At 73.8% G+C, this 24,186-nt stretch carries 27 protein-coding genes; 15 read left to right on the forward strand and 12 right to left on the reverse strand.

Features of this window, described 5'->3' with window-relative positions; genetic code table 11:
- Positions 1 to 177: 177 nt before the first annotated feature.
- A complete protein-coding gene (locus EDF32_RS14095; protein ID WP_123309195.1) occupies positions 178 to 585 on the reverse strand; it encodes a cupin domain-containing protein in 408 nt (135 codons plus the stop codon).
- A gap of 61 nt (positions 586 to 646) precedes the next feature.
- On the opposite strand from EDF32_RS14095, the gene EDF32_RS14100 reads away from it, so the two are divergent.
- Complete coding sequence (locus tag EDF32_RS14100; protein ID WP_199734949.1) at positions 647 to 1,135, forward strand: MarR family winged helix-turn-helix transcriptional regulator; 489 nt, start codon at positions 647 to 649, stop codon at positions 1,133 to 1,135.
- A gap of 31 nt (positions 1,136 to 1,166) precedes the next feature.
- Here EDF32_RS14100 and EDF32_RS15025 read toward each other — a convergent pair whose 3' ends face one another.
- Positions 1,167 to 2,102 carry a cold-shock protein gene (locus EDF32_RS15025; protein WP_123309196.1) on the reverse strand — a complete coding sequence of 312 codons (936 nt, stop codon included), beginning with the start codon at positions 2,100 to 2,102 and terminating at the stop codon, positions 1,167 to 1,169.
- Positions 2,103 to 2,280: 178 nt separating this feature from the next.
- On the opposite strand from EDF32_RS15025, the gene EDF32_RS14110 reads away from it, so the two are divergent.
- Entirely contained in the window at positions 2,281 to 2,850 is a 570-nt protein-coding gene (locus EDF32_RS14110) for an RNA polymerase sigma factor (RefSeq protein WP_123309197.1), read from the forward strand.
- Positions 2,847 to 3,836, forward strand: a complete 990-nt coding sequence (locus EDF32_RS14115; protein ID WP_123309198.1) for a CU044_5270 family protein — start codon at positions 2,847 to 2,849, stop codon at positions 3,834 to 3,836. Before EDF32_RS14110 ends, EDF32_RS14115 begins: the two co-directional genes overlap by 4 nt.
- 12 nt (positions 3,837 to 3,848) lie before the next feature.
- Here EDF32_RS14115 and EDF32_RS14120 read toward each other — a convergent pair whose 3' ends face one another.
- Positions 3,849 to 4,700, reverse strand: coding sequence for a phytanoyl-CoA dioxygenase family protein (locus EDF32_RS14120; RefSeq protein ID WP_123309199.1), 852 nt, complete (start codon positions 4,698 to 4,700; stop codon positions 3,849 to 3,851).
- A gap of 65 nt (positions 4,701 to 4,765) precedes the next feature.
- Positions 4,766 to 6,040, reverse strand: a complete 1,275-nt coding sequence (locus EDF32_RS14125; protein ID WP_123309200.1) for an amidohydrolase — start codon at positions 6,038 to 6,040, stop codon at positions 4,766 to 4,768.
- Between the two features lie 89 nt (positions 6,041 to 6,129).
- Between EDF32_RS14125 and EDF32_RS14130 the strand changes: the two genes are divergently transcribed.
- From EDF32_RS14130 to EDF32_RS14140, 3 genes are all read left to right on the forward strand, one after another.
- The gene (locus EDF32_RS14130; protein WP_123309259.1) at positions 6,130 to 6,972 is read left to right on the forward strand and encodes an alpha/beta fold hydrolase; all 843 of its coding nucleotides are present in this window, start codon (positions 6,130 to 6,132) and stop codon (positions 6,970 to 6,972) included.
- Positions 6,973 to 7,086: 114 nt separating this feature from the next.
- Positions 7,087 to 7,521: a VOC family protein gene (locus EDF32_RS14135; RefSeq protein ID WP_123309201.1), complete on the forward strand. Its 435-nt coding sequence runs from the start codon at positions 7,087 to 7,089 to the stop codon at positions 7,519 to 7,521.
- Between the two features lie 5 nt (positions 7,522 to 7,526).
- On the forward strand, positions 7,527 to 8,168 hold the full coding sequence (locus tag EDF32_RS14140; RefSeq protein ID WP_123309202.1) for a helix-turn-helix domain-containing protein: 642 nt from the start codon (positions 7,527 to 7,529) through the stop codon (positions 8,166 to 8,168).
- A gap of 25 nt (positions 8,169 to 8,193) precedes the next feature.
- On the opposite strand, the gene EDF32_RS14145 is transcribed toward EDF32_RS14140, so the two are convergent.
- Complete coding sequence (locus EDF32_RS14145) at positions 8,194 to 8,877, reverse strand: TetR/AcrR family transcriptional regulator (protein ID WP_199734950.1); 684 nt, start codon at positions 8,875 to 8,877, stop codon at positions 8,194 to 8,196.
- Between the two features lie 85 nt (positions 8,878 to 8,962).
- On the opposite strand from EDF32_RS14145, the gene EDF32_RS14150 reads away from it, so the two are divergent.
- Entirely contained in the window at positions 8,963 to 10,111 is a 1,149-nt protein-coding gene (locus EDF32_RS14150; RefSeq protein WP_123309204.1) for an NAD(P)/FAD-dependent oxidoreductase, read from the forward strand.
- Between the two features lie 55 nt (positions 10,112 to 10,166).
- Here the strand turns inward: EDF32_RS14150 and EDF32_RS14155 are convergent, their stop codons facing one another.
- Together EDF32_RS14155 and EDF32_RS14160 are read right to left on the reverse strand one after the other, a co-directional pair.
- On the reverse strand, positions 10,167 to 11,096 hold the full coding sequence (locus tag EDF32_RS14155) for a bile acid:sodium symporter family protein (protein ID WP_123309260.1): 930 nt from the start codon (positions 11,094 to 11,096) through the stop codon (positions 10,167 to 10,169).
- A 126-nt stretch (positions 11,097 to 11,222) separates the two neighbouring features.
- On the reverse strand, positions 11,223 to 11,813 hold the full coding sequence (locus EDF32_RS14160) for a TetR/AcrR family transcriptional regulator (protein WP_158614110.1): 591 nt from the start codon (positions 11,811 to 11,813) through the stop codon (positions 11,223 to 11,225).
- A gap of 133 nt (positions 11,814 to 11,946) precedes the next feature.
- Here EDF32_RS14160 and EDF32_RS14165 point away from each other — a divergent pair, with 133 nt between their 5' ends.
- The 3 genes from EDF32_RS14165 to EDF32_RS14175 all read left to right on the forward strand — a co-directional run bounded on the left by EDF32_RS14165 (position 11,947) and on the right by EDF32_RS14175 (position 14,643).
- On the forward strand, positions 11,947 to 13,302 hold the full coding sequence (locus EDF32_RS14165) for a YhgE/Pip domain-containing protein (protein WP_158614111.1): 1,356 nt from the start codon (positions 11,947 to 11,949) through the stop codon (positions 13,300 to 13,302).
- A gap of 218 nt (positions 13,303 to 13,520) precedes the next feature.
- Positions 13,521 to 14,081, forward strand: a complete 561-nt coding sequence (locus tag EDF32_RS14170) for an isochorismatase family protein (RefSeq protein ID WP_123309207.1) — start codon at positions 13,521 to 13,523, stop codon at positions 14,079 to 14,081.
- Positions 14,082 to 14,085: 4 nt separating this feature from the next.
- Positions 14,086 to 14,643, forward strand: a complete 558-nt coding sequence (locus EDF32_RS14175) for a dihydrofolate reductase family protein (protein WP_123309208.1) — start codon at positions 14,086 to 14,088, stop codon at positions 14,641 to 14,643.
- 25 nt (positions 14,644 to 14,668) lie between these two features.
- Here EDF32_RS14175 and EDF32_RS14180 read toward each other — a convergent pair whose 3' ends face one another.
- A complete protein-coding gene (locus EDF32_RS14180) occupies positions 14,669 to 16,393 on the reverse strand; it encodes an ABC-F family ATP-binding cassette domain-containing protein (protein WP_123309209.1) in 1,725 nt (574 codons plus the stop codon).
- 191 nt (positions 16,394 to 16,584) lie between these two features.
- On the opposite strand from EDF32_RS14180, the gene EDF32_RS14185 reads away from it, so the two are divergent.
- From EDF32_RS14185 to EDF32_RS14195, 3 genes are all read left to right on the forward strand, one after another.
- Positions 16,585 to 17,154 carry a 1-acyl-sn-glycerol-3-phosphate acyltransferase gene (locus EDF32_RS14185; protein ID WP_123309210.1) on the forward strand — a complete coding sequence of 190 codons (570 nt, stop codon included), beginning with the start codon at positions 16,585 to 16,587 and terminating at the stop codon, positions 17,152 to 17,154.
- Between the two features lie 13 nt (positions 17,155 to 17,167).
- On the forward strand, positions 17,168 to 17,701 hold the full coding sequence (locus tag EDF32_RS14190) for a PaaI family thioesterase (protein WP_123309211.1): 534 nt from the start codon (positions 17,168 to 17,170) through the stop codon (positions 17,699 to 17,701).
- A 65-nt stretch (positions 17,702 to 17,766) separates the two neighbouring features.
- Positions 17,767 to 18,333, forward strand: a complete 567-nt coding sequence (locus EDF32_RS14195) for a GNAT family N-acetyltransferase (protein WP_123309212.1) — start codon at positions 17,767 to 17,769, stop codon at positions 18,331 to 18,333.
- 21 nt (positions 18,334 to 18,354) lie between these two features.
- On the opposite strand, the gene EDF32_RS14200 is transcribed toward EDF32_RS14195, so the two are convergent.
- Both EDF32_RS14200 and EDF32_RS14205 read right to left on the reverse strand, forming a co-directional pair.
- Complete coding sequence (locus tag EDF32_RS14200; RefSeq protein WP_233565939.1) at positions 18,355 to 18,942, reverse strand: GNAT family N-acetyltransferase; 588 nt, start codon at positions 18,940 to 18,942, stop codon at positions 18,355 to 18,357.
- Positions 18,943 to 18,988: 46 nt separating this feature from the next.
- Positions 18,989 to 20,506 carry a SulP family inorganic anion transporter gene (locus tag EDF32_RS14205; RefSeq protein ID WP_123309214.1) on the reverse strand — a complete coding sequence of 506 codons (1,518 nt, stop codon included), beginning with the start codon at positions 20,504 to 20,506 and terminating at the stop codon, positions 18,989 to 18,991.
- A gap of 232 nt (positions 20,507 to 20,738) precedes the next feature.
- On the opposite strand from EDF32_RS14205, the gene EDF32_RS14755 reads away from it, so the two are divergent.
- Positions 20,739 to 21,227 (forward strand): hypothetical protein, encoded by a 489-nt coding sequence (locus tag EDF32_RS14755; RefSeq protein WP_199734952.1) that lies wholly within the window; start codon positions 20,739 to 20,741, stop codon positions 21,225 to 21,227.
- A 10-nt stretch (positions 21,228 to 21,237) separates the two neighbouring features.
- On the opposite strand, the gene EDF32_RS14220 is transcribed toward EDF32_RS14755, so the two are convergent.
- A complete protein-coding gene (locus EDF32_RS14220; protein ID WP_123309217.1) occupies positions 21,238 to 21,912 on the reverse strand; it encodes a histidine phosphatase family protein in 675 nt (224 codons plus the stop codon).
- Positions 21,913 to 21,982: 70 nt separating this feature from the next.
- Entirely contained in the window at positions 21,983 to 22,339 is a 357-nt protein-coding gene (locus EDF32_RS14225) for an RNA-binding S4 domain-containing protein (protein WP_123309218.1), read from the reverse strand.
- A 126-nt stretch (positions 22,340 to 22,465) separates the two neighbouring features.
- Here EDF32_RS14225 and pgi point away from each other — a divergent pair, with 126 nt between their 5' ends.
- Entirely contained in the window at positions 22,466 to 24,154 is a 1,689-nt protein-coding gene (pgi, locus tag EDF32_RS14230) for a glucose-6-phosphate isomerase (protein ID WP_123309219.1), read from the forward strand.
- Positions 24,155 to 24,186: the final 32 nt, after the last annotated feature.

A 24,186-nucleotide genomic window follows, 5' to 3' on the forward strand; every position in this document is an offset into this window, starting at 1 on the left:
CCGACGCCGGTGAGCTCGTCCGGCCGGGCCGGTTGAGTCTGCTTCACTCAAGTTACGTCCGCGGCCAACGGGATGCAAGCCGTGGGGGCGTGAACTTGAGTCCACCCGGCTCAACCTGGATGGCGTCGGCGATATTCCCTTCCCGAGCAGGAGCCGAGGACGCGGCAAGGAGGCCGGTCAGGCCGCCCACGGCGGCGTCGCGGCGGCGGTGCTGCCGTCCATGGTGGCGGAGAAGCCGGCCTGGATCGCGACGTGCAGGGCCGCCTGCTGGTCGCCCGTGTTGCGCAGCCGGATGGGCGAGCCCGCGGGCACGACGGCGACGTCACCGGCCTCGAGCTCTGCACCGCCGGGCACCACCCGGACCCGACCCTCGAGGACGGCAAAGACCTCGTCCCGGTCGAGCGTGTGCGCCTCCGGGCTCTCCACGCCGACATCGACGGTCAGCCGCCAGAAGCAGACCTGACCCGAGCCGAGACGGGGGGCGGCGAGCGAGCGGAACCGCACACCCGGAAGGTCGAAGGTCTCGGCCTCGGCACCGCGGGTCACGACGACGGTGGGCTCCGGCACGGTGTGGTCTTCCTGCATGGGGTGCTCCTCAGAACTAGACAAGCGCACTTGAACAAGTGCGCTTGGCTATCCTGCCGGTATGACCTTTCGTGCGCAAGGCCTGCCCGCACCGGAGACGTCCGATCTCGGCATCCTCGTGCTGCTCGCCTATCAGGGCTTCACCCGCCGGCTCCACGCCGACGTCGCCGCGAAGGGCTTCGGCGATCTCGGCGGGTCTGACGGCATCGTGATGCGGATCGTCGGCGCGCAGCCGCGGACCGTCAGCGAGCTCGCGGCACTGCTGGAGGTGACACCGCAGGCTGCGGCGCAGCTCGTCGACGGCATGGAACGGCGCGGGTACGTGGTGCGCCGCCAGGACCCGCGCGACGGACGCGCCCGCCTTGTCGGGCTGAGCGACCGCGGACGCGACCTGATCGACGCCGCGCGGGCCTTCCACCGCCGCTCCGAGGCGCTCCTGGTCGACGAGCTGGGCCGGGAGACGATCGACCAGTTCCGGTCGGTCCTCGGCGCGATGGCAGAGGGTGCGCCCGCGGGGATAGACCGGGAGCTGCGCAGCCTCTACCTGTGACCGCGTGGCCCGCCAGACCACATCGCCTCGCTCACAGGAGCTCGACGCCGTCCGCCTGCGGCCCCCGGTCGCTCTGGCGGATCGTGAACCGGACCCGGTCGCCCTCCTCCAGGGCCTCGGCGCCCCGCACGACAGAGACGTGCACGAACAGGTCCGCGCCCCCGGCGTCGGGCGTGATGAAGCCGAAGCCGCGCTCCTCGTCGTAGCGTGCGACGGTGCCCTCGCCCCCGCGCACCGGCCCGTCGGACGACCGTCGCCGGCCCGACCGGCCCTGGTCCGCTCCCCCGCGCCCACCGCCGGAGCCGCGCACCACCTGCACGTTGCGGGCGTTCGGGCCCTTGTCGCCGTCGACGACGTCGTACGTCACGCGCGCACCCTCGGCGAGCTCGGTCAGCCCCGGACCGAGCGCCTTGACGTGGACGAACACGTCCGCGCCGCCCGCGTCGGGGGCGATGAACCCGAAGCCCTTGGCGTCCTCGAACCAGGACACGGTGCCGTCAGCGCCGTCCGAGGCCGCAGCACCCCGGTCGGCCTGGGCCCCGAGCGGCAGCAGGTGGTCCGCCTGCAGGCCCTTCTCCCCGTCGACGACGAGGAACGCGACCCGCTGGCCCTCCGAGATCACGCCGCCGCCGACGATGGCCGAGCTGTGCACGAAGGTCTCCGCGCGACCGTCGTCGGGCGTGACGAAGCCGTACCCCTTGGTCGGCTCGTACCAGGTGACGGTGCCGAGCACTCCCAGGGGCGCGTCGGCGGCCCGGTCGCCCGTGACACGGACGCGGCGCGCCTGCGGGCCACGGTCGCCCTCGCCCACCTCGAACTCGACGACCTGCCCCTCACGGAGCTGCTTCGGTCCGTCGTCGCCGACGATCTCGGACGCGTGCACGAACAGGTCCTCGGCCTCGTTCCCGAGGTCGATGAAGCCGAACCCTCGGTCGGCGTCGAACCATCGGACAGTTCCCTGGGACACCTGGGACTCCTCATCTCGGCGGACAGTGCTTTCCTCCAGTGTCCCCGACGGAGCCGGAGGGCTGCGGCACCTGCCCTTGCCCCTCGGGTACGGGTTCGACATCCTGAGCGCCTGGAGCCCGGGTGTTGCACTCCGGGGCTCCGCGACCAGGTAGAGGCATGAGACCAAGGACCAGCACGTGAGGCCGCACCCCGCCGGCGGGGCCGATGCCGATGCGGCGTTCAGCGACTTCTTCCGCGCGACCTATCCGGACGTCCTCGCCTTCCTGCGTCGTCGCGTGGAGGCGCACGACGCGGAGGACCTGGCCGCCGAGGTGTTCGCGATCGCGTGGGACACGTGGGACCGCGCCCCGCGCGAGCGGCGACCGTGGGTGTTCGGCGTCGCGCGCAACGTGGCGGCCGGCAGCCTCCGGGCCCGCGGGCGCCGGCAGCGGCTCGAGCTGCGTGCCGCGACCGCGACGCTCCCCTCCGCGGACGAGACCCCCACGGTCGGGCTCGACCTGCGCCTCGCGTGGTCGCGGCTGAGCGACGGCGACCGGGAGGCCCTCGCGCTCGTCGCGTGGGACGGGCTGACCGGCCGTGAGGCCGCCCAGGTGCTGGGCTGCACCCGCGCGGCGTTCTCCGTCCGCCTCACCCGTGCCCGACGGCGCCTGCGCGCCATGGTCGACGACGTCGACACCGCGGGCGCGGCGGTCCCGTCGTCCGCCCGCTTCCCCGGAACCATGCTCGCTGAAGGAGACCGGCCATGACCCGCCTGCTCGACGACCCCACCCTGGCTCGCCTGTCCCAGACCGACCCCCACCCGACGACGCCGCTGAGCGGCGCCGAGGGCGCCCGCGCCGAGGCGCTCCTGCTGCGCCTCACGACGACGCCCCGCACCCCGGGGCGGGACCGCACGCGGGTGTCCACCAAGGTCAGGGTCCGCATCGCCGCCGCCGGGGTGGCGGCGGTCGCCGTCGTCGGCGCGAGCGTGCTGGCCGTCGGTCCGGCGTCCGCCACCGACGTGCTGATGCAGGCCGCCGACGGCGCCGCCGCGCAGCCCGCGGCGACGTCGGGAGAGTACTGGTACGTGCGCTCGACCGTCCGGGACGGCTCCCAGCTCCCGTACGAGCGGGAGATCTGGAAGTCCAAGGACGAGACCGTGCTGCGCGACGGCGCCTCGGCCGCGCTGGCCGCCGCCGAGGCGGGCGCCGACGAGCTCGATCCCGCGCTGATCCGCACCGAGCGGATCTCCGACTCCACCGAGGGCGGGACTCGGCCGACGACGTTCGGCGACGAGACGAGCCTCACCTGGGACGAGCTCGACGCCCTGCCGACGGACCCCGCCAAGCTGCGGAAGGTCCTCGACGAGCGGCTCGCCGACTACGACGTCGATCCCGACTACAAGCTGTGGAACGAGATCACGGCGCTGCTCTCCGAGAGCCCGGCCACGCCCGAGCTGCGGCGCGCGCTGTGGGAGGTCGCCGCGACCGTCCCCGGGGTCGAGCTCCTGGGCACGACGGCCGACTCCGCCGGGCACGACGGGACCGCGATCGAGCTCGACCTGACCGCCCGCCGCCTGCCGCGCTACACCGTCGTCGTCGATCCCACGGACGGGACGCTGCTCGAGTCGCGCATCGAGTCCGGCGGCCAGCAGCTCGTCGACACCCTGGTCGACCAGGGGCCGACCGACACGGTTCCCGAGGTGCAGCCGCCGCTGTGCGGCCCGGGTTCCGTCCCCGAGACCTCGTGCTGAGGCGAGGCGCTGTCAGGCCTCGCCCATCATGAGACCTTCGATGGAGTGCTTCTGGGTGATCGGCGTCAGCGTGTCGACGACCGGGCACACCAGGTGCCTGCGGACCCGCCCGGGAAGGGTCTCGTAGAACTCGCGGGTCACGGCCATGTCATGGTGCTCGGCGTTGCCGGCACCAGGCGCGTCCACGCCCAGCACGAGCACGGGTCGGGACTTCTCCGAGTGGTTCTCCGTCCCGCGGTGGATCGTCAGGGCGGACCGCACCGACACGTCGCCGCGTCGCGGGTACTTGCGCTGGGACATCTCCTCGTAGCGCGCGTACTCCGACCTCGGCGGGAACATCTCGTGCTCGAACCCCTCGGGCAGCTCCCACTGGGTCGTCGGGGCGATCTGGAACGGACCCATGTCCTCCTCGGTGTCCACCGCGGTGGCGTTGAAGGCCAGCGAGGTCAGCCGCCGGTCCACGCGCGTCTCCTGGGGCATCGGGAAGTCCCGGTGCCACGGCTGGTTCTTCGCGCCGGGCCCCGGGATGTCGAAGCCGAGCTCGACGATCTCGTAGTCCGGGCCGAGCACCGACTCGCAGACCCCGCGCACCCACGGGTGATCGACGAGCTCGAGCCAGCCGCGCATCTGCTCCGGGTGCATCTCGACGTAGTACCTCTTCGGGCCTCGACCCACGGCACCGTTGGGCCGGGTGAGCGCCTCGGCGAACGCCGCGTCGATGTCCTCCCGCAGCGTGTCGCCCCACTCGGGAGAGAACGCTCCCTTCAGGGCGGAGATGCCCTGCGAGTGCAGGGCGTCGACGGTCTCCTGGACGGCGGGCTCGAAGCTCGCCTCCGATGCTCGGTCGAGCGACAGATCGGTCATGGCATCTCCTTCGATGGTGGCTCGTGCGGGTGAGGCGCCGAGCCGGGGTGGTCTGACATCCACGCTCAGCGCAGCCGGTCGGTCGCGGCGGCGACGAGGAGCTCGACCCCGAGGTCGAGGGTCGGCTGCGGCACCGGGGCGAAGAACGGGGAGTGGTTGGGGGCGACCCCCGCGGGCAGCGAGCCCATGCCGGCGGCGGCGGAGAGGTCGAACCCCGCGAACGGCGCGGGGTCCCACCCGCCGAGGTTCCAGTAGACGAGGGGCACGCCGGCCGCGGTCGCGAGCTCGCCGACGTCCTCGCTCCCCGCGACCGGCGGCAACGACACGACCGTCGGCGCACCTCCCGCGGCCTCGATGACCTGACGGTGCCCCTCGAGCACCCGCTCGAGGACCGTGCGGGTGCGGGCGGAGGCGTCCGGGTCGTTGACCATCGCGCTGAACGTGGCGATCGGCTCGATCTCCGGCGCCTGGGGAGCGCCCGACGCGGCACACTCGGCCTCGACGATCCGGCGGATCGCGGCGAGCACCCGGGCGCGGACGTCCTCCGTGAACGAGCGGACGTTGACCAGCAGCTCCGCGCGGTCCGGGATGATGTTGGCCTGCGTGCCGGCGCGCAGCGAGCCGACGGTGACGACCGCGGACTCGGTGGCACCCACCTCGCGCGCGACGACGCCCTGCAGGCGCATCACCACGGCGGCGGCCAGCACGACCGGATCGACGGTCGCCTCCGGGCTCGACCCGTGCCCACCGCGGCCGTGCAGGACGACGCGGAGCGAGTCCGCCGCGGCCATCGCCGTGCCCGGCGTGAGGTTCACCGAGCCGACCGGCAGCGGCATGACGTGCTGGCCGAGGACGACGTCGGGCGGCCCGCCGATGCGGTCGAACAGGCCGTCGGCCAGCATGGCTCGGGCCCCGCTGCCCAGCTCCTCGGCGGGCTGGAAGCAGGCGATCAGGGTCCCGTGCCAGTCGTCGCGGCGCTCCGCGAGCCGGGCGCAGGCGCCCAGCAGGCAGGTGACGTGGACGTCGTGCCCGCACGCGTGCATCACGCCGGACTCCACGCCGTCGACCGTGGTGCTGTCCGTCGACGCGTAGTGCAGGTCCGTGCGCTCGGTGACCGGCAGCCCGTCCATGTCCGCGCGGAGCAGCACGCGTGGGCCCGCGCCGCGGGTCAGCACGCCGACGACGCCGGTGCCGCCGATCCCCTCGTGCACCTCGAAGCCGAGGCCGCGCAGCGCCTCGGCGACGATGCCGGCCGTCCGGTGCTCGGCATAGCCGAGCTCGGGGTGGCGGTGCAGGTCGGTGTACAGGTCCAGCAGCCCGGAGCCGGTGAGTGAGGTCATGCCGCCATCCTGACCCCTCGATGTGGCGGGCGCCCGGCAAGGCCGACGACGACGGGCGGGCCGCGGTCCCGCGCGGCTACGGTGCTGCGATGACCACCGTGACCGTGAACGGGACCGCCGTCGGCGTCGAGTCCTTCGGTGACGACGACGCACCGCTGGTCCTGCTCGTCGGCGCACCGACGATGCTCTCCTGGCCCGACCGGCTCTGCGAGCGCCTCGCCGCCGGCGGGCGCCGCGTGGTGCGCTACGACCTGCGCGACAGCGGCGGGTCGACGACCGCGGACCCCGACGCGCCCGGCTACACGCTGCGCGACCTCGCCGCGGACGCGGCGGCCCTCGTCGACGCGCTCGGCGGCGGGCCCGCGCACCTCGCGGGGATCGGCGTCGGCGGGATGGTCGCGCAGGTGGCGGCCCTCGACCATCCGCGCGCGTTCTCGGCGCTCACGCTGGTCGGCACCCGCGCGGTCGCGCCCGGACCGCCCGACGACGACCTCCCCGACCACGACCGGGCCACGACGGCCCGGTTGTTCGCCCGTCCGGCGCCCGACTGGGCCGACCGCGAGGCGGTGGCGCGCCATGCCGCGGCGGGAGCGCAGATCCTCGGCGACGACCCCGCCGCCGCGCGCGAGGTCGCCGGGCGCATCTGGGACCGCACACCCGGGACCGCGCCGGCCGTCCAGCGGGCCAACCAGGTCGGAACGGTGTTCGCCCGGCTCGACTGCGCGCCCCGCTGGCGCGAGCGACTGCCGGAGATCGGGCTGCCCACGCTCGTCGTCCACGGCCGCCACGACCCGTTCTTCCCCGTCGGGAACGGCGAGGCGCTCGCCCGCGAGATCCCCGGGGCGCGGTGGCTCGTCCTTGAGCGGGCGGCCAGGGCGATCCCGGACGCGGCGGTCGACGAGGTCGCCGCCGCGATGCTCGCGCTCGGGTGACCGGCGCTGACGCACAGGGGGCGGGCGTCGTCGGGCACGGCAGCTCTTGACGGGGCACTTGTTTTTTGCAAGTGTGGTTTCCGTCGCACCCGCCCCCTACCCACGGAGACCACGATGACCGCCATGTTCGTCAACCTGCCGGTGACCGATCTGGAGCGCGCGAAGGCGTTCTACACGTCGCTCGGGTTCACCATCAACCCGCAGTTCACGGACCACAACGCCGCGTGCGTCGTGGTCGAGGAGGACCACTCGTACTTCATGATCCTGGTGCGCGAGTTCTTCCAGACCTTCACCGACCTGCCGATCGGCGACCCGCGCGTGGCGCCGTCGGTGTCCACCGCGATCTTCCTCGACAGTCGCGACGTGGTCGACGCGACAGCAGCGGCCGGTCTCGCCGCGGGAGGTGCGGAGCCACGCCCGGCGGCGGACTACGGCTTCATGTACCAGCGTCAGCTCACCGACCCCGACGGCAACCTCCTCGAGCTCGGCTGGATGGACCCCGTCGCCGCAGCAGAGGGCCCCGAGGCCTACGCGGCCCAGCAGGCCTGAGGCCCATGGCCGCACGCGACTACGGGCAGTACTGCGGGGTCACGCAGGCGCTCGAGCTGATCGGTGAGCGCTGGGCCCTGCTCATCGTGCGCGACCTGCTCGTCGGGCCGCGCCGCTACGGAGAGCTCGCCGCGGGCCTGCCCCGCATCCCGAGCAACATCCTGGCGGCGCGGCTCAAGGAGCTGCAGGCGGCCGGCGTCATCCGCCGGGCGCCGCGCTCCCGCATCGTCGTCTACGAGCTGACGCCCTACGGGCGCGAGCTCGAGCCCGTCGTGCTCGCGCTCGGCGCCTGGGGCTTCAAGGCGATGGGCGACCCGCGCGAGGAACAGGTCGTCACGCCCGACTCGATGACCATGGCCCTGCGCACCGCGTTCCGGCCGCAGGTCGCGGCAGGCCTGCCGGTGACCGCCTACGCGGCACGCCTCGGCCCCGCCGAGCTCCTCGTCCGGGTGGACGGCGCCACCCTGGATGTGGCGCGCGGGGACGGACCGGCGGACCTCGCGTTCGCGGCCGGCCCGGGCATCCGTCGGGTCATCTCGGGCGAGCTCGCCCCGGAGCAAGCGATCGCGACCGGCGTCGTGGAGCTGCTGCACGGACGCGGCGAGCTCCTCGACCGGTTCGCGAGCACGTTCCACCTGGCCGCCTGACCTGGACCGGCCGCACGACGCCGACTCAGGCCGCCGGGTCGGCCGCGCCCGCGACGCCCGCGAGGAAGAGGTCGATGCCGGCGAGGAACTGCGCGCGGTCATCGTGCCTGGGCAGCCGCGCGGCCATGCGGTGGACGAAGGGATGCTCCTCCGGGTCGAGCGACGCCCAGCGCTCGGCGACGTCGCGCAGGAAGTCCGACCGGTCGGCGTCGGGCGGGAGGAGGCGGGCCCCCGCCGCGTACTGCCCGGCGAGCCCCAGCAGGTGGCTCAGGAGGGCCGACGCCGCGTCGAACTGCCCGCTCGCGGGGACGCCGAGCTCCTCGAGCGGGGCACCGAGACGCTCGAAGATGTCCACCACGGCCGGCTGCCACGGCTCGGCGATGAGCTGGGTGCCCACCCAGGGATGCGCGTCGATCGCGTCGAACACCCCGAGTGCGGCGTTGCGGACCGCATCGCTCGGGCGGGTGCTGCGCCCTGCCGGCGCCATGGCGCGCGCGACGACGTCGTCGCAGGCAGCGGCGAGCAGCTCCCCCTTGTTGGCGACGTGCCAGTAGATCGCGCCGCTCCCCGTCGCGAGGCGCGCGGCGAGCGCGCGGAACGTCAGCGCGCTCTCGCCGTCGGCGTCGAGGATCTCGATCGCGGCGGCGACGATCCGCTCCTTCGACAGCGCGTCCGCGCGTCGGCCGGTCCGGGAGGTCCTGGTCGTCATGCGCACCATCTTGACATGTCTGGAACAAAGTTCCAGAATGGATTGTGGAACAAGGTTCCAGAGACGTACGGAGAGGAAGCACAGCATGACGACACCGGTGACGATCGTCGGCGCAGGACTCGGGGGCCTCACCCTCGCGCGGGTCCTGCACGTCCACGGGATCCCCGCGGAGGTCTACGAGGGCGAGCCCTCCGCGAGCTCGCGCACGCAGGGCGGCCAGCTCGACATGCACGAGCACAACGGACAGGTCGCCCTCGCCGCGGCCGGCCTCACCGAGGCGTTCCGCGCGATCATCCACGAGGGCGCGGAGGCGTCGCGCATGCTCGACCCGCACGGCGCCGTCCTGTTCGAGGAGCCCGACGACGGCGCCGGCAACCGCCCGGAGGCGCTGCGCGGCGACCTGCGACGGATGCTCCTCGAGTCGCTGTCGGAGGGCACGGTCCGCTGGGGCAAGAAGCTGCGTCACGTGACCGCCCTGGGCGACGGCCGGCACGAGCTGACCTTCGCGGACGGCTCGACCGTGACCAGCGAGGTCCTCGTGGGCGCCGACGGCGCATGGTCGAAGGTCCGTCCGCTGCTCTCGGACGCGACGCCCGAGTACTCCGGCACCACGTTCGTCGAGACCTACCTGCACGACGTGGACGCGCGCCACCCCGCGACCGCCGCCGCCGTGGGCGCCGGCGCGATGTTCGCACTCACACCGGGCCAGGGCATCACCGTGCACCGCGAGGCCGGTGACGTCCTGCACACCTACGTCCAGCTGAGCCGGTCCGCGGAGTGGGTCGAGGCCATCGACTTCGCCGACGGCCCCGCCGCGGCCGCCCGCGTCGCGGCCGAGTTCGAGGGCTGGGCGCCGGAGCTCCTCGCGCTGATCACCGACGGCGAGACCCCTCCGGTCCCGCGGATGATCTACTCGCTGCCCGACGGCCACCGCTGGGACCGCACCGCCGGCGTGACGCTCGTCGGCGACGCGGCGCACCTCATGCCGCCGGCCGGCGAGGGTGCCAACCTCGCGATGCTGGACGGCGCGGAGCTCGGGCAGGCGCTCGCCGCGCACGCCGGCGACGTCGAGGCGGCTCTCACCGCCTACGAGGAGGTCATGCTCCCGCGCAGCGCGGCGGAGTACGCCGACGCCCGCGAGCTGCTGGACCTCACCCTCGGCGAGCGCACGCCCGACGGCCTCATCGAGTTCTTCCAGAGCGCCGGGGCCGCCGACGGCGCGGCGCAGGCCTGACGAGCACGGCCCCCGTCCCGCCGACGGTGCCGCTCCCTCCGCCGAGCCCGAGGCGTCAGGCGGAGGGCGCCCCGACCCGGGAGACGCCCGCCGCATCGCCCCGGCCGAGCGGGGTACCGGCGACCAGGACCCCCCGCGCCCGGCCGCGCCGCAGGATCCGGCTCAGCACGACACCGAACACCAGCGCCATCGGCATCTGGATCACCGTGTAGACCCCGCCGGGCAGCGCCATCTCCTCGCTGCCGATGACGCTGCGCGCGATGACGATCGCCATGACGGCGTTGTGCAGGCCGATCTCGAAGGAGCACGCGATCGCCTCCCGGCTCGTCGTCCGCGCCAGGCGCGGGACGAGGTAGCCGAGCAGCAGGTTGACGAGCCCGAACACCGCGGTGATCCCGGCGAGGCGGCCGAAGTTCTCGCGGAGCAGCTCGAGGTTCTGCAGCACGGAACCCACGATCAGCACCGCGAGCACCACCATCGAGGCGATCCGCACGGGCCGCTCGAGGCGTGCCGCGACCCCGGGCCGGGCCCGGCGCACGAGCATCCCGACGAACACCGGGAGCAGGACGATCGCGAAGACCTCGAGCGCCTTGCCGAACTGCAGGCCCAGCGTCTCGTCGCCTGCGGCGAAGTGCGCGGCGGAGAGGTTGTAGATCAACGGCATCGTGACGATCGCCAGCACCGAGTTGATCGCGGTGAGGCTGACGTTGAGCGCCACGTCGCCGCCGAAGAGGTGGCTGTAGAGGTTGGCTCCGGGTCCGCCCGGCGCGGCGGACAGCAGCATCATCCCGACGGCGAGCACCGGCGGCAGGTCGAACAGGTAGACCAGGCCGAAGCAGATCGAGGGCAGCACGATCAGCTGGGTGAGCAGCGCCGCGAGCACTGCGCGCGGGTGGCGCGCGATCCGGCGAAAGTCGGTGACGGTCAGCCCGAGACCGAGGCCGAGCATGATGATGCCGAGCGCCGCGGGCAGCGCGAGGTCCATCAGGTCCACGAGCCACCTCCCACGGCAGGGATGGGTCGGCACGGGGCCGTGGGGCACACGAGACGTCTCGCCATCGAGACACGCTCCTTCGCTGGATCCTGCGGTGTCAGGAACCAAGGAGACCCGTCACCCCGCCGCGGTGGCCACCGTACTTTCGCCTGCCGCAAGCGCGGGCCGGAACCGGCCGATCATCGCCGTGATCCGCGCCGCCGCCACGGCAGGAGGAGCAGGCGAGCCCTCGGCGGACAGCCACGGGACGAGCAGCGCCATGGCCCCTCCCCCGACGAACTGTCGCTCGTCCTCGTCGAGCTCGCGCCCGCCGACGGCGCTCGTCCCGCTGACCCGCTCGGCGACGAACCGCTGGATCGCGAGGAAGGTCTGCTGCCCGCAGGTGCCACCCATGAGCCGGCGGTAGAAGTCACGGTGCTCGCTGATGTGCGCGAGGAGCTGCTCGACGACGCCCTCGAACGTCTGCGGCGCCCCCGTCGCGAGCTGCTCCACGGTCGCCCGGTATCGCGCGAGCCCCGCCTCCTGCAGCAGGTGGTCGCGGTCCGCGAAGTTCTGGTAGAGCGTCACGCGGGTCACGCCGGCGCGCTGGGCGAGGTCCGTGACGCTGATCTCCGCGGTGTCCCGCTCGTCGACGAGCGCGATCGCCGCCGCGACGAGGGCCGCGCGCGAGCGAGCGCGCCGCGGGTCCATCCGCCCGTCGTCGGTCATCCGTCCCACTCCTCTGCGCTCCTCGGCCTCGCCGTCACCGGTGCCCATGATCACACTTGGGGCGCCCGACGACGGTGGTGCACTTTTCTTTACAGGTGTACATTAGATGTACCACAGCCTCCGAGGAGAAGTCATGTCACACCCCCAGCACATCGCCGACGGCACGCAGCGCTCGGCCTGGCGGACGGCGTCGCGCCCCAAGGTCTGGGCCCTGCCGGTCGTCGTCGTCCTCGTCGTCATGGGCGTCCTGGCGTCCATGTACCTGGCCTCCTCGATCCACGCGTCCGACAACCTGAAGTCGTTCCCCGTCGCCGTCGTCGACCAGGACACGGGGACGACGCTGCCCGACGGCACCGAGCAGAACGTCGGCGAGCAGCTCGCCCACGGGATCGTCACCGGCGTCGACGACCAGAAGTTCGACATCCAGCAGCTGAGCCTCGACGAGGCCGAGACGCAGATGGACGACGGCGACCTCTACGGCGCGATCGTCATCCCGAAGACCTTCAGCTCGGACCTGCAGGACTTCGCATCGTCGGCCACGACGTCCGACGCCGTCGACACGCCCGAGGTCACCGTCCTGACCAACCCCCGCACGGGGACGGGGACGACCCCGATCGTCACGAGCATGGGCACCACCGCGCTCACCCAGGCGCGCACCACCGTGGGTGAACAGCTCGTCGACGCCACACAGCAGGCCCTGGGCTCGGCGGGTGCACCGGCGCTCTCCGGGGCCGCGCACGCGGCGCTCGCCCAGCCGTACACGATCGACGTGACCGCCTACCACCCGCTGCCCGACGGCACGGGCAACGGCCTCTCGCCGTTCTACTACGCCCTGCTCATCGTGCTCGCCGGGTTCACCGGGTCCCTGATCGTCAACACGTTCGTCGACTCCAGCCTCGGGTTCGTCCCGTCCGAGATGGGACCCCGCTACGAGCTCGGGAAGCACTCCGGGCTCAGCAGGTTCGCGACCCTCGTCCTCAAATGGACGATCATGGCGGGGGTGGCCGTCACGGTCTCGGGGCTCTACCTCGGGGTGTCCTACGCCCTGGACATGCCCATCGACCATCCCTGGATCCTGCTCGGCTACTCCGCGGCGATGGTCTGGGCGGTCGCGGTGGTCGCGCAGACCATCAGCGCGATCTTCGGCGGCATCGGCATGCTCATCAACCTGTTCATCTTCGTGATCTTCTCGCTGCCGTCGGCCGGCGGGACGTTCCCGCCCGAGGCCACGCCGGGACTCTTCCGCTGGCTCGGCTCGTTCGAGCCGATGCACCAGATCTATCTCGGCACCCGCTCCGTGCTCTACCTCGACGGGACGTGGGACTCCGGGCTCGGCCGGTCCCTGCTCTTCGGCGCCGCCGCCGTCGTGGTCGGCCTCGTCGTGGGCTGGCTCACGATGCGCCACTACGACCGCCAGGGCTACGGCCGTGGGCACCAGCTGCACGCCGCCGGGCACGCGACCGCGCCTGCGCCCGCCCTCGAGGGCTGAGCGCGGGCGGCGCCCTCCGCCGAGGGTGACGTAGCGCGCGCCGACGGTGACGAATTGCGGCGCCCCGACCCACCTGGGGGGACGAATACGTCACCGTCGGCGAGACGGGCGTCGCCGCCGGCGGGCGGAGCGTCGCCCTCGGCGAGGCGTAGGAAGGCACCTTTGTATCCGCCCGGCACGAGGCGTACGGTGCAGCGAGTCGTCCGAAGGAGATCCCCATGGCTGTGACCACGCTCGACCCGCGCACCGCGCTCGTCGTCATCGACCTGCAGAAGGGCATCGTCGCGCACGAGACCGCCCACCCCGCCGTGGGCGTGATCGCCAACGCCGCGTCCCTCGCCGCGGCGTTCCGCCGCCACGGGCTGCCGGTGGTGCTCGTCAACGTCGCCGGCGCCGCCCCCGGGCGCACCGACCAGGGCCGCTCGGCCCGTCAGTTCTCGGCCGACTGGGCCGAGCTCGTCCCCGAGCTCGACGCCCAGGCGTCCGACCACCTCGTCACGAAGCAGACCTTCGGGGCGTTCACCGGCACGGACCTGGAGGCCTACCTGGCCGAGCAGGGCGTCACCCAGGTCGTCGTCGTCGGCATCTCGACGAGCATCGGCGTGGAGTCGACGGCGCGCCACGCCCACGAGCTGGGCCTGAACGTCACGATCGCGACCGACGCCGTGACCGACACCCGCGCGGACTCCCACGAGCACTCCGTCGCGACGATCTTCCCGCGCCTGGCGGAGACCGGGACCACGGCCGACGTGCTCGCGCTGCTCGACGGCCCGCGCTGAGCCGATGTCCCTGGTCTACGCGGCGATCACCTCGCTCGACGGCTACGTCGCGGACGCCGGCGGCGGCTTCGACTGGGCCGCCCCCGACGAGGAGGTGCACGCCGCCGTCAACGACCTCGTGCGCCACGACGCCGCCGCGCTCTACGGCCGGCGCATGTACGAGGTGCTGCGTGTCTGGCAGGACGTCGAGGACGGCCCGCCCGTGATCCGCGACTACGCGCAGATCTGGCGCTCCATGGACAAGATCGTCGTCTCCACGACGCTCGACGCCGTGGCCACCCCGCGCACGCGCCTGGTCCGCTCGCTCGTGCCCGACGACGTCCGGCACCTCGTCGAGACGTCGGAGGGGGACGTCAGCATCGGCGGCCCGACGCTCGCGGGGCACGCGCTGCGCGCGGGGATCGTCGACGAGATCCACCTGTTCGTCCACCCGGTGGTGGTCGGCGGCGGCCTGCGGGCGCTGCCCGACGGCGTCCGGCTCGACCTCGAGCTGGCGGACGAGCACCGGTTCTCCAGCGGCGTCGTCCACCTGCACCACCGGGTCGCCCGCGCCGGACGGTAGCCGGCAACCATCGGCGCGACGCCCGTCAGGCCGGCGTCGCGCCGGCGGCCAGGTGGACCACGTCGCCCCGCCAGCCGCGGCGCAGCCACCGGTCGTGCGACGCGACGACGACGGCGCCCGGCCAGGTCTCGACCGCGGCCATCAGCTCCTCCGCGAGCGCCAGCGAGAGGTGGTTGGTCGGCTCGTCGAGCAGCAGCACGTCCGGCGACCGGGTGACGATCATCGCGAGCACGACCCGCCGGCGCTGCCCCACGCTGAGCAGCCGCAGCGACCGGTCCAGGTCGCGCGGCGCGACCAGCCCGTGGGAGTCGACGGCGGGCCGGTCCAGCGGGTCCAACCCGCCGGCGAGGGCGAGGAGGTCGCGGGGCGTCCGGGCGTCGTCGTCCAGGTGGACGTCCTGCTCGAGGAGCGCGACCTCCACGCCCCGCGCCCGCCCTGCCGTGCCCGTCCCGGGCGCGAGGTCGCCCGCGAGCACGTGCAGGAGCGTCGACTTGCCCGCGCCGTTCTCCCCCGTGACCAGCAGGCGTGCCCCCGCGGCGACGTCGATCGACGGGACGCCGGACGCCGGCATGTCCAGCCGCGGCCCCGCGCCCCCGGGGACGACGACGCCCCGCGCCCACAGCACGACGTCCCCGGTCGGCGACGTCCCCGGCGCACCGGCGCCGCGACCGCCGGTCCGCAGGTGCGGCGGCGCGAACCGCAGCGGCGCCGGCGGGCGCCGCACCTGGTCGCGCTCCAGGGTGTCGAGCCGGAGGCGGGCGTTGCGCACGCGCCGGGAGACCTGCTGCTGCACGTCGTTGCCCTTGACGCCGAACGCCATGGTGTCGTGGTCCCGCCGGCGCCCGTAGCCCAGCTCGCGGGACGTCGTCGCCACGGACTCGCGGAGCCCGCGCAGCTCCTCCTGCTCGGCGGCGAACCGCTGCTCCCAGCGCTCGCGCTCGACGCGCTTGGCCTCGAGGTAGTCGCTGTAGGTGCCCCCGTACAGCGTCGCGCCGGTGCGCCCGGCGGACGTGGACTCCCGAGAGGGGTCGAGGTCGAGGATCTCCGTGCAGACCTCGTCGAGGAAGACCCGGTCGTGGCTCCCGAGCAGCACCGCGCCCGGGAGCGCCCGCAGGGCGTCCGCGAGGAACTCGGCGGCGTCGTCGTCGAGGTGGTTCGTGGGCTCGTCCAGCAGCAGGGCCGCCGGGCGCCGGATCAGCAGCTCGGCGAGCCCGAGCCGGGTGCGCTGGCCGCCGGAGAGGCGGCCGACGGTGCGGTCGCGGTCGATCGACGCGAGCCCCAGGCCGGCGAGCGTGCGCGCCGCGCGGGCGTCGGCCCCCCAGGCGTCGGACGCCTCCGCACGGGAGAGCGCCGCGTCGTAGGCGGCGGTCGCGACGGGGCCCGTGTCGTCGGCGAGCGCCGCGCCGGCCCGCTCGAGCTCGTGCTCGATCGCGCGGACCTGCGCGAGGGCCGCCTCGACGACCTCGCCGACCGTCGTGCGCGGACCGTGGGGCAGCTCCTGGTGCAGGTACCCGAGGTCGGCGGGGCGGACGACGTCCCCCGCGTCGGGGTCCTCGACCCCGGCGAGGACACGGATCAGCGTGGACTTGCCGACGCCGTTCTCGCCGACGAGGCCGGTGCGGTGCCCAGGGTCGACGGCGAGGCTCAACCCGACGAGCACGGGCCGCCCGTCGTAGGACCGGGACAGGTCGCTCGCGGCGAGCACGGGGCCGCCGGAGGACGGGCGAGGGGGCGTGCGGGGGGAAGACATCAGAGGGTCACCTGCCGGTGGGCACCCGAGGGGTGCGAGGGGACGAGGGGCGTCGAGGGCAGGTCAGATCCACATGGCGGCCACGCTATCCGCGCGCCGCGGGCCGCGTCGAGGCAATTGCCAGGACCTGCACGGCACCTCCACCCGGCAGCACCCACCTGCACCCGGCGCGGCCCGCGTACCGTGACCGGATGATCCGTCACGCGCTCGCCCGCCTCTACTGGCGGCTCAGCCGCTGGACCCTCGTGCGCGAGGCGACGCCGCTCGACCGGCCGCGCCTGCTGATCGGCGCCCCGCACACGTCGAACTGGGACTTCGTGCTCATGCTCGCGATCGCCTGGGACGCGCGGATCGCCTTCCGCTGGCTCGGCAAGCACAGCCTGTTCGCGGGCTGGCGCGGGCCGCTGATGCGCGCCCTCGGGGGCATCCCCGTGGACCGCCGCGACCCGTCCCGGGTGGTGGACGACGTCGTCGCGCGCATCCGCTCCGGCGAGACGTTCGCCCTCGTGGTCACGCCGGAGGGGACGCGCGGCGCCGGCGAGCACTGGCGCTCGGGCTTCTACCGGATCGCCCAGGAGGCCGACCTGCCCGTGACGCTCGGGTTCGTGGACCGCACCACGATGACGACGGGCCTCGGCCCGACACTGGGCCTCACCGGCGATGTCCGGGCAGACATGGATGTCGTGCGCGCCTTCTACGCCGACAAGGCGGGCCTGCACCCGCAGAACCGCACCGAGCCGCGCCTGACCGACGAGACCTGAGAGACTGCGTCTCATGAGCCCGACGAGCAACGACGCCACGCCCGCCCCCGCCCCGAGCACCCGCAACCGCACCGTCGAGTGGCACGACCCCCTCGCGACCGCGGGCCGCGCCCAGGAGGTCGACGGCCTGACGTTCCTGCAGGAGATCGTCGACGGGACGATCCCCCCGCCGCCGATCGCGAACCTCATGAACATGCGCTTCACCGCCGTCGAGCACGGGTCCGTGACGTTCGAGCTCGACCCCGACGCGTCGCAGTACAACCCCATCGGCACCGTCCACGGCGGCGTGCTGTGCACGCTCCTCGACTCGGTGGCGGCCTGCGCCCTGCACACGACCCTGCCCCGGGGCACCGGGTACACGTCCGTGGAGATCAAGGTGAGCTTCCTGCGGGCCGTGACCACGTCGTCGGGCACCCTCACGGCGACCGGGACGGTGACCAAGCCGGGCCGGCGCGTCGCCTTCGCTGAGGGCCAGGTGCACGACGCCGCGGGCCGCCTCGTCGCCACGGCCAGCACCACGCTCCTGGTGTTCCCGCTCGAGGCGTGAGCGCCGCTTGCGTCGCCCCCGCGCACGCGCACCATGGGAAGGACGCCGCACGGGAGGACGGACCGATGCCCTGGAAGACGGGACCGCTGGACGACTCGACCTGGGACGCCTTCGCGGAGCTCGTGGAACGCAACAACGGCGTCTTCGGCGGCTGCTGGTGCATCGGCTACCACCCGGAGGCGGGCCACCGGGAGGTCGACTACCGGCAGGCCAAGGAGGAGCGCGTGCGCACGGACCGCGCGCACGCCGCCCTCGTGCTGGACGACGACGGCGTCGCCCAGGGCTGGTGCCAGTACGGCAGCCCCGCGGAGCTGCCCGGGATCAAGCACCGGCGCGAGTACGACAAGGACGCCCCGCCGCTGCCCGACTGGCGGATCACCTGCTTCTACGTGGACCGGCGCCACCGCGGCCAGGGCGTCGCCCGCGCCGCGCTCGAGGGCGCGCTCGCCCAGATCGCCGACGCCGGGGGCGGCCTCGTGGAGGCGATCCCCGAGGTCACCGCGGGACGCGACGCGCCCGGCCGGTTCCTGTTCAGCACGACCGTCGAGCTCTTCGAGCAGTACGGGTTCGTGCGCGGCCGCCAGGTCGGCAAGCACGCCTGGGTGGTGAGCCGGGTGCTCGACGCCGCCTGAGGGGCTCCGTCTCGCGGCCCGCTACGCCTCGTCGGCGTCCGCGCGCAGGTGCTTCTGCAGGATCGCGGTGTCGAGCCACTGCCCGTGCTTGTAGCCGACGTCGGTCAGCCGGCCGATCTCCCGGAACCCGAGGCGCTCGTGCAGCCGGCGCGACGCGGGAGACGCGCCGCTGCTGATCACGGCGACGGCCTCGCGGGCGCCCGCCGCGGCGGCGCCCTCGACCACCCGCCCGAGGAGCTCGCCGCCGATGCCCTGCCCGGCGGTCTCGGGCAGCAGGTAGATGCTCGTCTCGACCGTGAACCGGTACGCGGGGCGGGGTCTCCACCACCCGACGTAGGCCCACCCGACGACGCGTCCGGCGTCGTCCACCGCGACCACGAAGGGCCAGCCCTCCGCGTACGTGGAGGCCATCCGCTCGCGCCAGAACTCGACGCCGGGCGGGACCTCCTCCAGCGTCGCCGTGCTCTCGCGCACGTAGTACGCGTAGACGTCCGCTATACCGTCGAGGTCGTCCTCGGTCGCTGCCCGGACGGTGTACGGGAGCGTCCCGGCTGCTGCCGCAGCCGGGCCGGGGGACGCGTGATGGGACGTGATATCGCCGTCAGTCACGCCACCCATGATGCCAAAGATGGCGACCGGTGCCCGGGACGTCCGCTCAGTGACCCCCGCCGAGCGTCCCCGCGAGCCTGCCGTGCCGCGCCGCCGAGTCCTCGTCGAGCCCGCGGATCGTGACGTGCTTGCCCTTCGCGGCGTACCGCGTCTCGATCGCGTCGAGCGTCGCGACCGTGGAGGCGTCCCACACGTGCGCGGCGCTCAGGTCGATGACGACGCGGTCCGGGTCGCCCGCGTAGTCGAACTGGTGCACGAGGTCGTTCGACGACGCGAAGAACAGCTCGCCGGTCACCGCGTACACGCGCGCGCCGTCGTCGTCCGACCCGTCGAGCCGGGTCACCGCCGTCAGGTGCGCGACCCGCCGCACGAAGAGGACCGACGCGACCACCACCCCGGTCACGACCCCGATGGCGAGGTTGCTCGTCGCGACCGTCACGACCACGGTGACGACCATGACGGCGGTCTCGCTGCGGGGCATGCGCCGCAGCGTCGACGGGCGCACCGAGTGCCAGTCGAACGTGCCGACCGAGACCATGACCATGACCGCGACCAGCGCCGCCATCGGGATCGCGGCGACGAGGTCCCCCAGCCCGACGACGAGGACCAGCAGGAAGACGCCCGCGAGGAAGGTCGAGATCCGGGTCCGGGCGCCGGAGACCTTCGTGTTGATCATCGTCTGGCCGATCATCGCGCAGCCGCCCATGCCACCGAAGAGCCCCGTGACGACGTTCGCGACGCCCTGCCCCCACGCCTCGCGGGTCTTGTCCGAGTGCGTGTCGGTGACGTCGTCGACCAGCTTCGCGGTCATCAGCGACTCCATGAGCCCCACGAGCGCCATCGCGACGGCGTAGGGGCCCACGATCTTCAGCGTGCCCAGGGTCAGCGGGACGTCGGGCAGGAGCAGCGACGGCAGCGAGTCGGGCAGCGCGCCCGCGTCGCCCACGGTCGGCACCTGGACCGACGCCGCCACGGTGACGAGGGTCAGCAGGACGATCGCGACCAGCGGCGCCGGGACGACCTTCTGCAGACGGGGCAGGTAGACCATGACCCCGATGCCGACGGCGACCATCGGGTAGACGAGCCACGGCACGCCGAGCAGGTTCGGCAGCTGCGCGGAGAAGATGAGGATGGCGAGGGCGTTGACGAAGCCCACCATCACGGAGCGCGGGACGAACCGCATCAGCCGGGCGACGCCGAGCAGCCCGAGGACCACCTGGACCACCCCGCCGAGCAGCACGGTCGCGATCAGGTAGTCGTACCCGTGCTGCTGCATCACGGGCGCGACGACGAGGGCGATCGCCCCCGTCGCGGCCGAGATCATGGCGGGACGGCCGCCCAGGAACGCGATCGAGACCGCCATGGTGAACGACGCGAACAGCCCGATCCGCGGGTCCACGCCCGCGATGATCGAGAAGCTGATCGCCTCGGGGATCAGCGCCAGGGCAACGACGAGGCCGGCGAGCACCTCGGTGCGCAGGCGTCGGGGCGACCGCAGGGCCGCGCGGACGGAGTCGACGGCGTCGGCCTCGGGGACGGTCGGCGTTCTGGTCTCGGTCGCCATGGCGGCGGCTCCGTTCGTCTCGGGACCCGCCCGCGCACGGGGAAGGATGCTGGGGGGAGCGGGGGTCGCGACGGCGGCGCCGCGGACGCGCGGCGGCCGGGACGGACGGCGCGGGGTTCCGGGCGATCCTATCGATCAGGTCACGATCGACCGAATCACCCGCGCCCCGACGTGCGCTCCCGGCGCTGCGGCCGTCTCCTGGAGGGAGATGTCAGCCATCCCAGGGGGAGTCATGACCCGCGTCCTCGTCGCAGGAAGCACCGTCACGATCGCCGGAGGTGCCGGCGCGGGCCTGCTCGCCGCGCTCTGGCACCCGACCGCGGCGCTCGTCGTGCTGCTGGTCACCGCCGGCCTCGCGATCGCCCTCGTGGCGGGGCTGTGGCCGTCGCGCGGCGCCGCGGCGGCCGCCGGCGCGGCGCCGGCGGCCGCCGGCGCGGCGCCGGCGGCCGCCGGCGCGGCGCCGGCGCCGGCGCCGGTCCGCGCCCTGCGGGCGGCGGACCTGGTGCTGCCGCCGGCGGCGCTCGTGCCGCAGGCGGCGGACCCCGTCCCGTCGATCACGCTGCTGCCCGAGCGGCGCGCCCCGCTGCCCGGCGGCGCAGACGACTACGCCACCGAGGCCCTGGTGGCCCCGGCGCGCGAGGCCCAGGTGCACGAAGCCCAGGTGCACGAGCTCCCGCGGGCGCTCCCCGTGCACCCGCGCGCGGCGCGCCGCGGGGCCTGAGGCCCGGCCCTCAGTCCCGGTGGTGCACGTTCCACCCGGCGAGGACGTGCCGGTCCCGCTCGAACGCGAGCGTGCTCACGGCCGCGGTCTCGAGGGCGAAGTGCGCGCCGTCGGCCGGGTCCAGCCCCAGCCAGACCGCGGTGAGGACGCGCAGGAGATGACCGTGCGCGACGAGCAGCACGTCCTGCCCGTCGTGCAGCGCGGGCAGGATCCGACGCACCACCGCCCCGGCGCGACGCCCGACCTCGACCACGGTCTCGCCGTGCGGGCGCCCCGGGGCCGGGGACGGTCCGGCACCGGCGGCCTCGCGCCGCGCGTCGGCCCGCCCGGGGTCGACGGCGACGTCGACGCCGTCGATCCAGATGTCCCACAGGCTCCCGAGCTCCTCCCGGACCTCCGGCGTGGACAGGCCCTCGACGGGCCCGTAGTCCCACTCGACGAGGTGGGGGTCGACGACGGGGCCCGGGAACCCGGCGAGCTCCGCGGTGCGCAGCGCGCGCCCGAGCGGGCTCGAGACGACCTCCGCGAACCGCATCCCCGCGAGCGCCTCCCGCGCGTCGCGCGCCTGGTCCTCGCCGCGCACCGTCAGCGGGAGGTCGGAGCGACCGGTGTGCCGGCCCTCGCGGCTCCACTCGGTCTCCCCGTGGCGGAGCAGGAACGCGCGGCCGAACGTCGGTTCGCTCATGGCGCCACTGTGGCATCGCACCCTGGCCGGCGCACCCGCACCGCACCGGAGCGCCGCTGGCGCCCCTCGGTCAGTCCCGCCCGCGGAGCCGGTCGATCTCCCGGCGCTCGCGCTTGGTGGGCCGCCCGGCGCCGCGGTCGCGCAGCCCGACGGCGGCCCGCTCGACCCGGGTCGGCACCGGCGGGCTGTGGTCGAGGTAGCACCTCACCGCGATCGGCGCACCGACGCGGGTGGCGACGAGCTCGACGACCTCGATGTCGCGGTCGCGCTCGGGGTCGCGGTAGGTGACGCGGTCGCCGACCTTGACGCCGGTCGCCGGCTTGGCGCGGACCCCGTTGACCTTGACGTGCCCGGCCCGGCACCGAGCGGTCGCCACCGAGCGGCTCTTCGCGAGCCGCACCGCCCACAGCCAGCTGTCCACGCGCATCCGTCCACTCTGCCACGCGGCCACGGTCGGCAGCGTCCCCTCGGGGGTCCTACCGTTGACCCTGGCGGCCGCGGCCGGCCGCCGGCGAGCCGCCACTCCCCCGAGCACGAAGGCACGGTACCCAGCGTGAGCACTGCACCGATCGACGCGACGACGACCCAGGCGTGGGCGGACCTGACCGCCCACCACGGCGGGTTCCACGGCGACCTGCGCGGCTGGTTCGCGACCGACGCCACGCGCGCGGAGCGCATGACCTTCGACGCGGGCGACCTGCACGTCGACCTGTCGAAGAACCTCGTCACCGACGAGACGCTGGAGATCCTGCGCCGCCTGGGCGAGGAGGTGGACCTCGCCGGGCGCCTGCAGGCGATGTTTGCGGGCGAGCACATCAACGTCACCGAGGACCGCGCCGTCCTGCACACCGCGCTGCGCCGGCCCACCCCGGCCGCGGGGGCCGAGCACCTGGTCGTGGACGGCCAGGACGTCGACGCGGACGTGGCCGCGGAGCGCGACAAGATGTACGCGTTCGCGAAGGACGTGCGCAAGGGCCGCTGGACGGGCGTGACGGGCAAGCCGGTCGAGACGGTCGTGAACATCGGCATCGGCGGCTCCGACCTCGGCCCCGTGATGGTCTACGAGGCACTGAAGCCCTACGTCAAGGAGGGCCTGGAGGTCCGGTTCGTCTCCAACATCGACCCGACGGACATCGCCGAGACCGTCAAGGACCTCGACGCGACGACGACGCTGTTCATCGTCGCGTCCAAGACGTTCGGCACGCTCGAGACGCTGACCAACGCCCGCCTCGCCCGCGAGTGGCTGTGGGAGTCGCTGCTGGCCGACGGCGCGATCCGGGACACGGACGCCGCCCGCACGGACGCCGTCTCGAAGCACTTCGTCGCGGTCTCCACCGCCCTGGACAAGGTCGAGGCATTCGGTATCGACCCGGCCAACGCGTTCGGCTTCTGGGACTGGGTCGGCGGGCGCTACTCCGTGGACTCGGCGATCGGCACCTCGGTCGCGATCGCCATCGGTCCCAAGCGCTTCGCCCAGCTCCTCGACGGGTTCCACGCGATCGACGAGCACGTGCGCACCACGCCGTTCGAGCGCAACGTGCCGGTCCTCATGGGCCTGCTCAACGTCTGGTACGTGAACTTCCTCGACGCGCACTCGCACGCCGTGCTGCCCTACGCCCAGTACCTGCACCGCTTCCCGGCGTACCTGCAGCAGCTGACGATGGAGTCCAACGGCAAGTCGGTGCGCTGGGACGGGTCGCCGGTGACCACCCAGACGGGCGAGATCTTCTGGGGCGAGCCGGGGACCAACGGCCAGCACGCGTTCTACCAGCTCATCCACCAGGGCACGCGCGTGATCCCGGCGGACTTCATCGCGGTAGCGAACCCCGCCAACCCGCTCTCGGACGGCGACACGGACGTGCACGGGCTGTTCCTCGCGAACTTCTTCGCGCAGACCAAGGCGCTCGCGTTCGGCAAGACGGCCGACGAGGTCCGCGCCGAGGGCACCGACGAGTCGGTCGTGCCTGCCCGGGTGTTCTCGGGCAACCGGCCGACCACGTCGATCCTCGCGCCCGCGCTGACGCCGTCCGTCGTCGGGCAGCTCGTCGCGCTGTACGAGCACATCACGTTCGTCCAGGGCACGGTCTGGGGCATCGACAGCTTCGACCAGTGGGGGGTGGAGCTCGGCAAGAAGCTCGCCGTCGAGATCGCCCCTGCCGTGGCCGGGGACGACGCCGTGCTCGCCGAGCAGGACTCTTCGACCCGCGGCCTCATCGAGCACTACCGGGCGCTGCGCCGCTGACCCGGTGCGGTCCGGGTGCCCGACGACGTCGG

It is taken from the genome of Cellulomonas sp. PhB143, from assembly GCF_003752595.1.
Lineage (GTDB): Bacteria > Actinomycetota > Actinomycetes > Actinomycetales > Cellulomonadaceae > Paraoerskovia.

What these genes read in the sequence shown, in the direction of transcription:
- EDF32_RS14095 (WP_123309195.1), bottom strand. Translation starts at nt 585, where the DNA reads ATGCAGGAAGACCACACCGTGCCGGAGCCCACCGTCGTCGTGACCCGC.
- EDF32_RS14100 (WP_199734949.1), top strand. Translation starts at nt 647, where the DNA reads ATGACCTTTCGTGCGCAAGGCCTGCCCGCACCGGAGACGTCCGATCTC.
- EDF32_RS14115 (WP_123309198.1), top strand. Translation starts at nt 2,847, where the DNA reads ATGACCCGCCTGCTCGACGACCCCACCCTGGCTCGCCTGTCCCAGACC.
- EDF32_RS14120 (WP_123309199.1), bottom strand. Translation starts at nt 4,700, where the DNA reads ATGACCGATCTGTCGCTCGACCGAGCATCGGAGGCGAGCTTCGAGCCC.
- EDF32_RS14125 (WP_123309200.1), bottom strand. Translation starts at nt 6,040, where the DNA reads ATGACCTCACTCACCGGCTCCGGGCTGCTGGACCTGTACACCGACCTG.
- EDF32_RS14130 (WP_123309259.1), top strand. Translation starts at nt 6,130, where the DNA reads ATGACCACCGTGACCGTGAACGGGACCGCCGTCGGCGTCGAGTCCTTC.
- EDF32_RS14135 (WP_123309201.1), top strand. Translation starts at nt 7,087, where the DNA reads ATGACCGCCATGTTCGTCAACCTGCCGGTGACCGATCTGGAGCGCGCG.
- EDF32_RS14140 (WP_123309202.1), top strand. Translation starts at nt 7,527, where the DNA reads ATGGCCGCACGCGACTACGGGCAGTACTGCGGGGTCACGCAGGCGCTC.
- EDF32_RS14145 (WP_199734950.1), bottom strand. Translation starts at nt 8,877, where the DNA reads ATGACGACCAGGACCTCCCGGACCGGCCGACGCGCGGACGCGCTGTCG.
- EDF32_RS14150 (WP_123309204.1), top strand. Translation starts at nt 8,963, where the DNA reads ATGACGACACCGGTGACGATCGTCGGCGCAGGACTCGGGGGCCTCACC.
- EDF32_RS14155 (WP_123309260.1), bottom strand. Translation starts at nt 11,096, where the DNA reads ATGGACCTCGCGCTGCCCGCGGCGCTCGGCATCATCATGCTCGGCCTC.
- EDF32_RS14160 (WP_158614110.1), bottom strand. Translation starts at nt 11,813, where the DNA reads ATGACCGACGACGGGCGGATGGACCCGCGGCGCGCTCGCTCGCGCGCG.
- EDF32_RS14165 (WP_158614111.1), top strand. Translation starts at nt 11,947, where the DNA reads ATGTCACACCCCCAGCACATCGCCGACGGCACGCAGCGCTCGGCCTGG.
- EDF32_RS14170 (WP_123309207.1), top strand. Translation starts at nt 13,521, where the DNA reads ATGGCTGTGACCACGCTCGACCCGCGCACCGCGCTCGTCGTCATCGAC.
- EDF32_RS14175 (WP_123309208.1), top strand. Translation starts at nt 14,086, where the DNA reads ATGTCCCTGGTCTACGCGGCGATCACCTCGCTCGACGGCTACGTCGCG.
- EDF32_RS14180 (WP_123309209.1), bottom strand. Translation starts at nt 16,393, where the DNA reads ATGTCTTCCCCCCGCACGCCCCCTCGCCCGTCCTCCGGCGGCCCCGTG.
- EDF32_RS14185 (WP_123309210.1), top strand. Translation starts at nt 16,585, where the DNA reads ATGATCCGTCACGCGCTCGCCCGCCTCTACTGGCGGCTCAGCCGCTGG.
- EDF32_RS14190 (WP_123309211.1), top strand. Translation starts at nt 17,168, where the DNA reads ATGAGCCCGACGAGCAACGACGCCACGCCCGCCCCCGCCCCGAGCACC.
- EDF32_RS14195 (WP_123309212.1), top strand. Translation starts at nt 17,767, where the DNA reads ATGCCCTGGAAGACGGGACCGCTGGACGACTCGACCTGGGACGCCTTC.
- EDF32_RS14205 (WP_123309214.1), bottom strand. Translation starts at nt 20,506, where the DNA reads ATGGCGACCGAGACCAGAACGCCGACCGTCCCCGAGGCCGACGCCGTC.
- EDF32_RS14755 (WP_199734952.1), top strand. Translation starts at nt 20,739, where the DNA reads ATGACCCGCGTCCTCGTCGCAGGAAGCACCGTCACGATCGCCGGAGGT.
- EDF32_RS14220 (WP_123309217.1), bottom strand. Translation starts at nt 21,912, where the DNA reads ATGAGCGAACCGACGTTCGGCCGCGCGTTCCTGCTCCGCCACGGGGAG.
- EDF32_RS14225 (WP_123309218.1), bottom strand. Translation starts at nt 22,339, where the DNA reads ATGCGCGTGGACAGCTGGCTGTGGGCGGTGCGGCTCGCGAAGAGCCGC.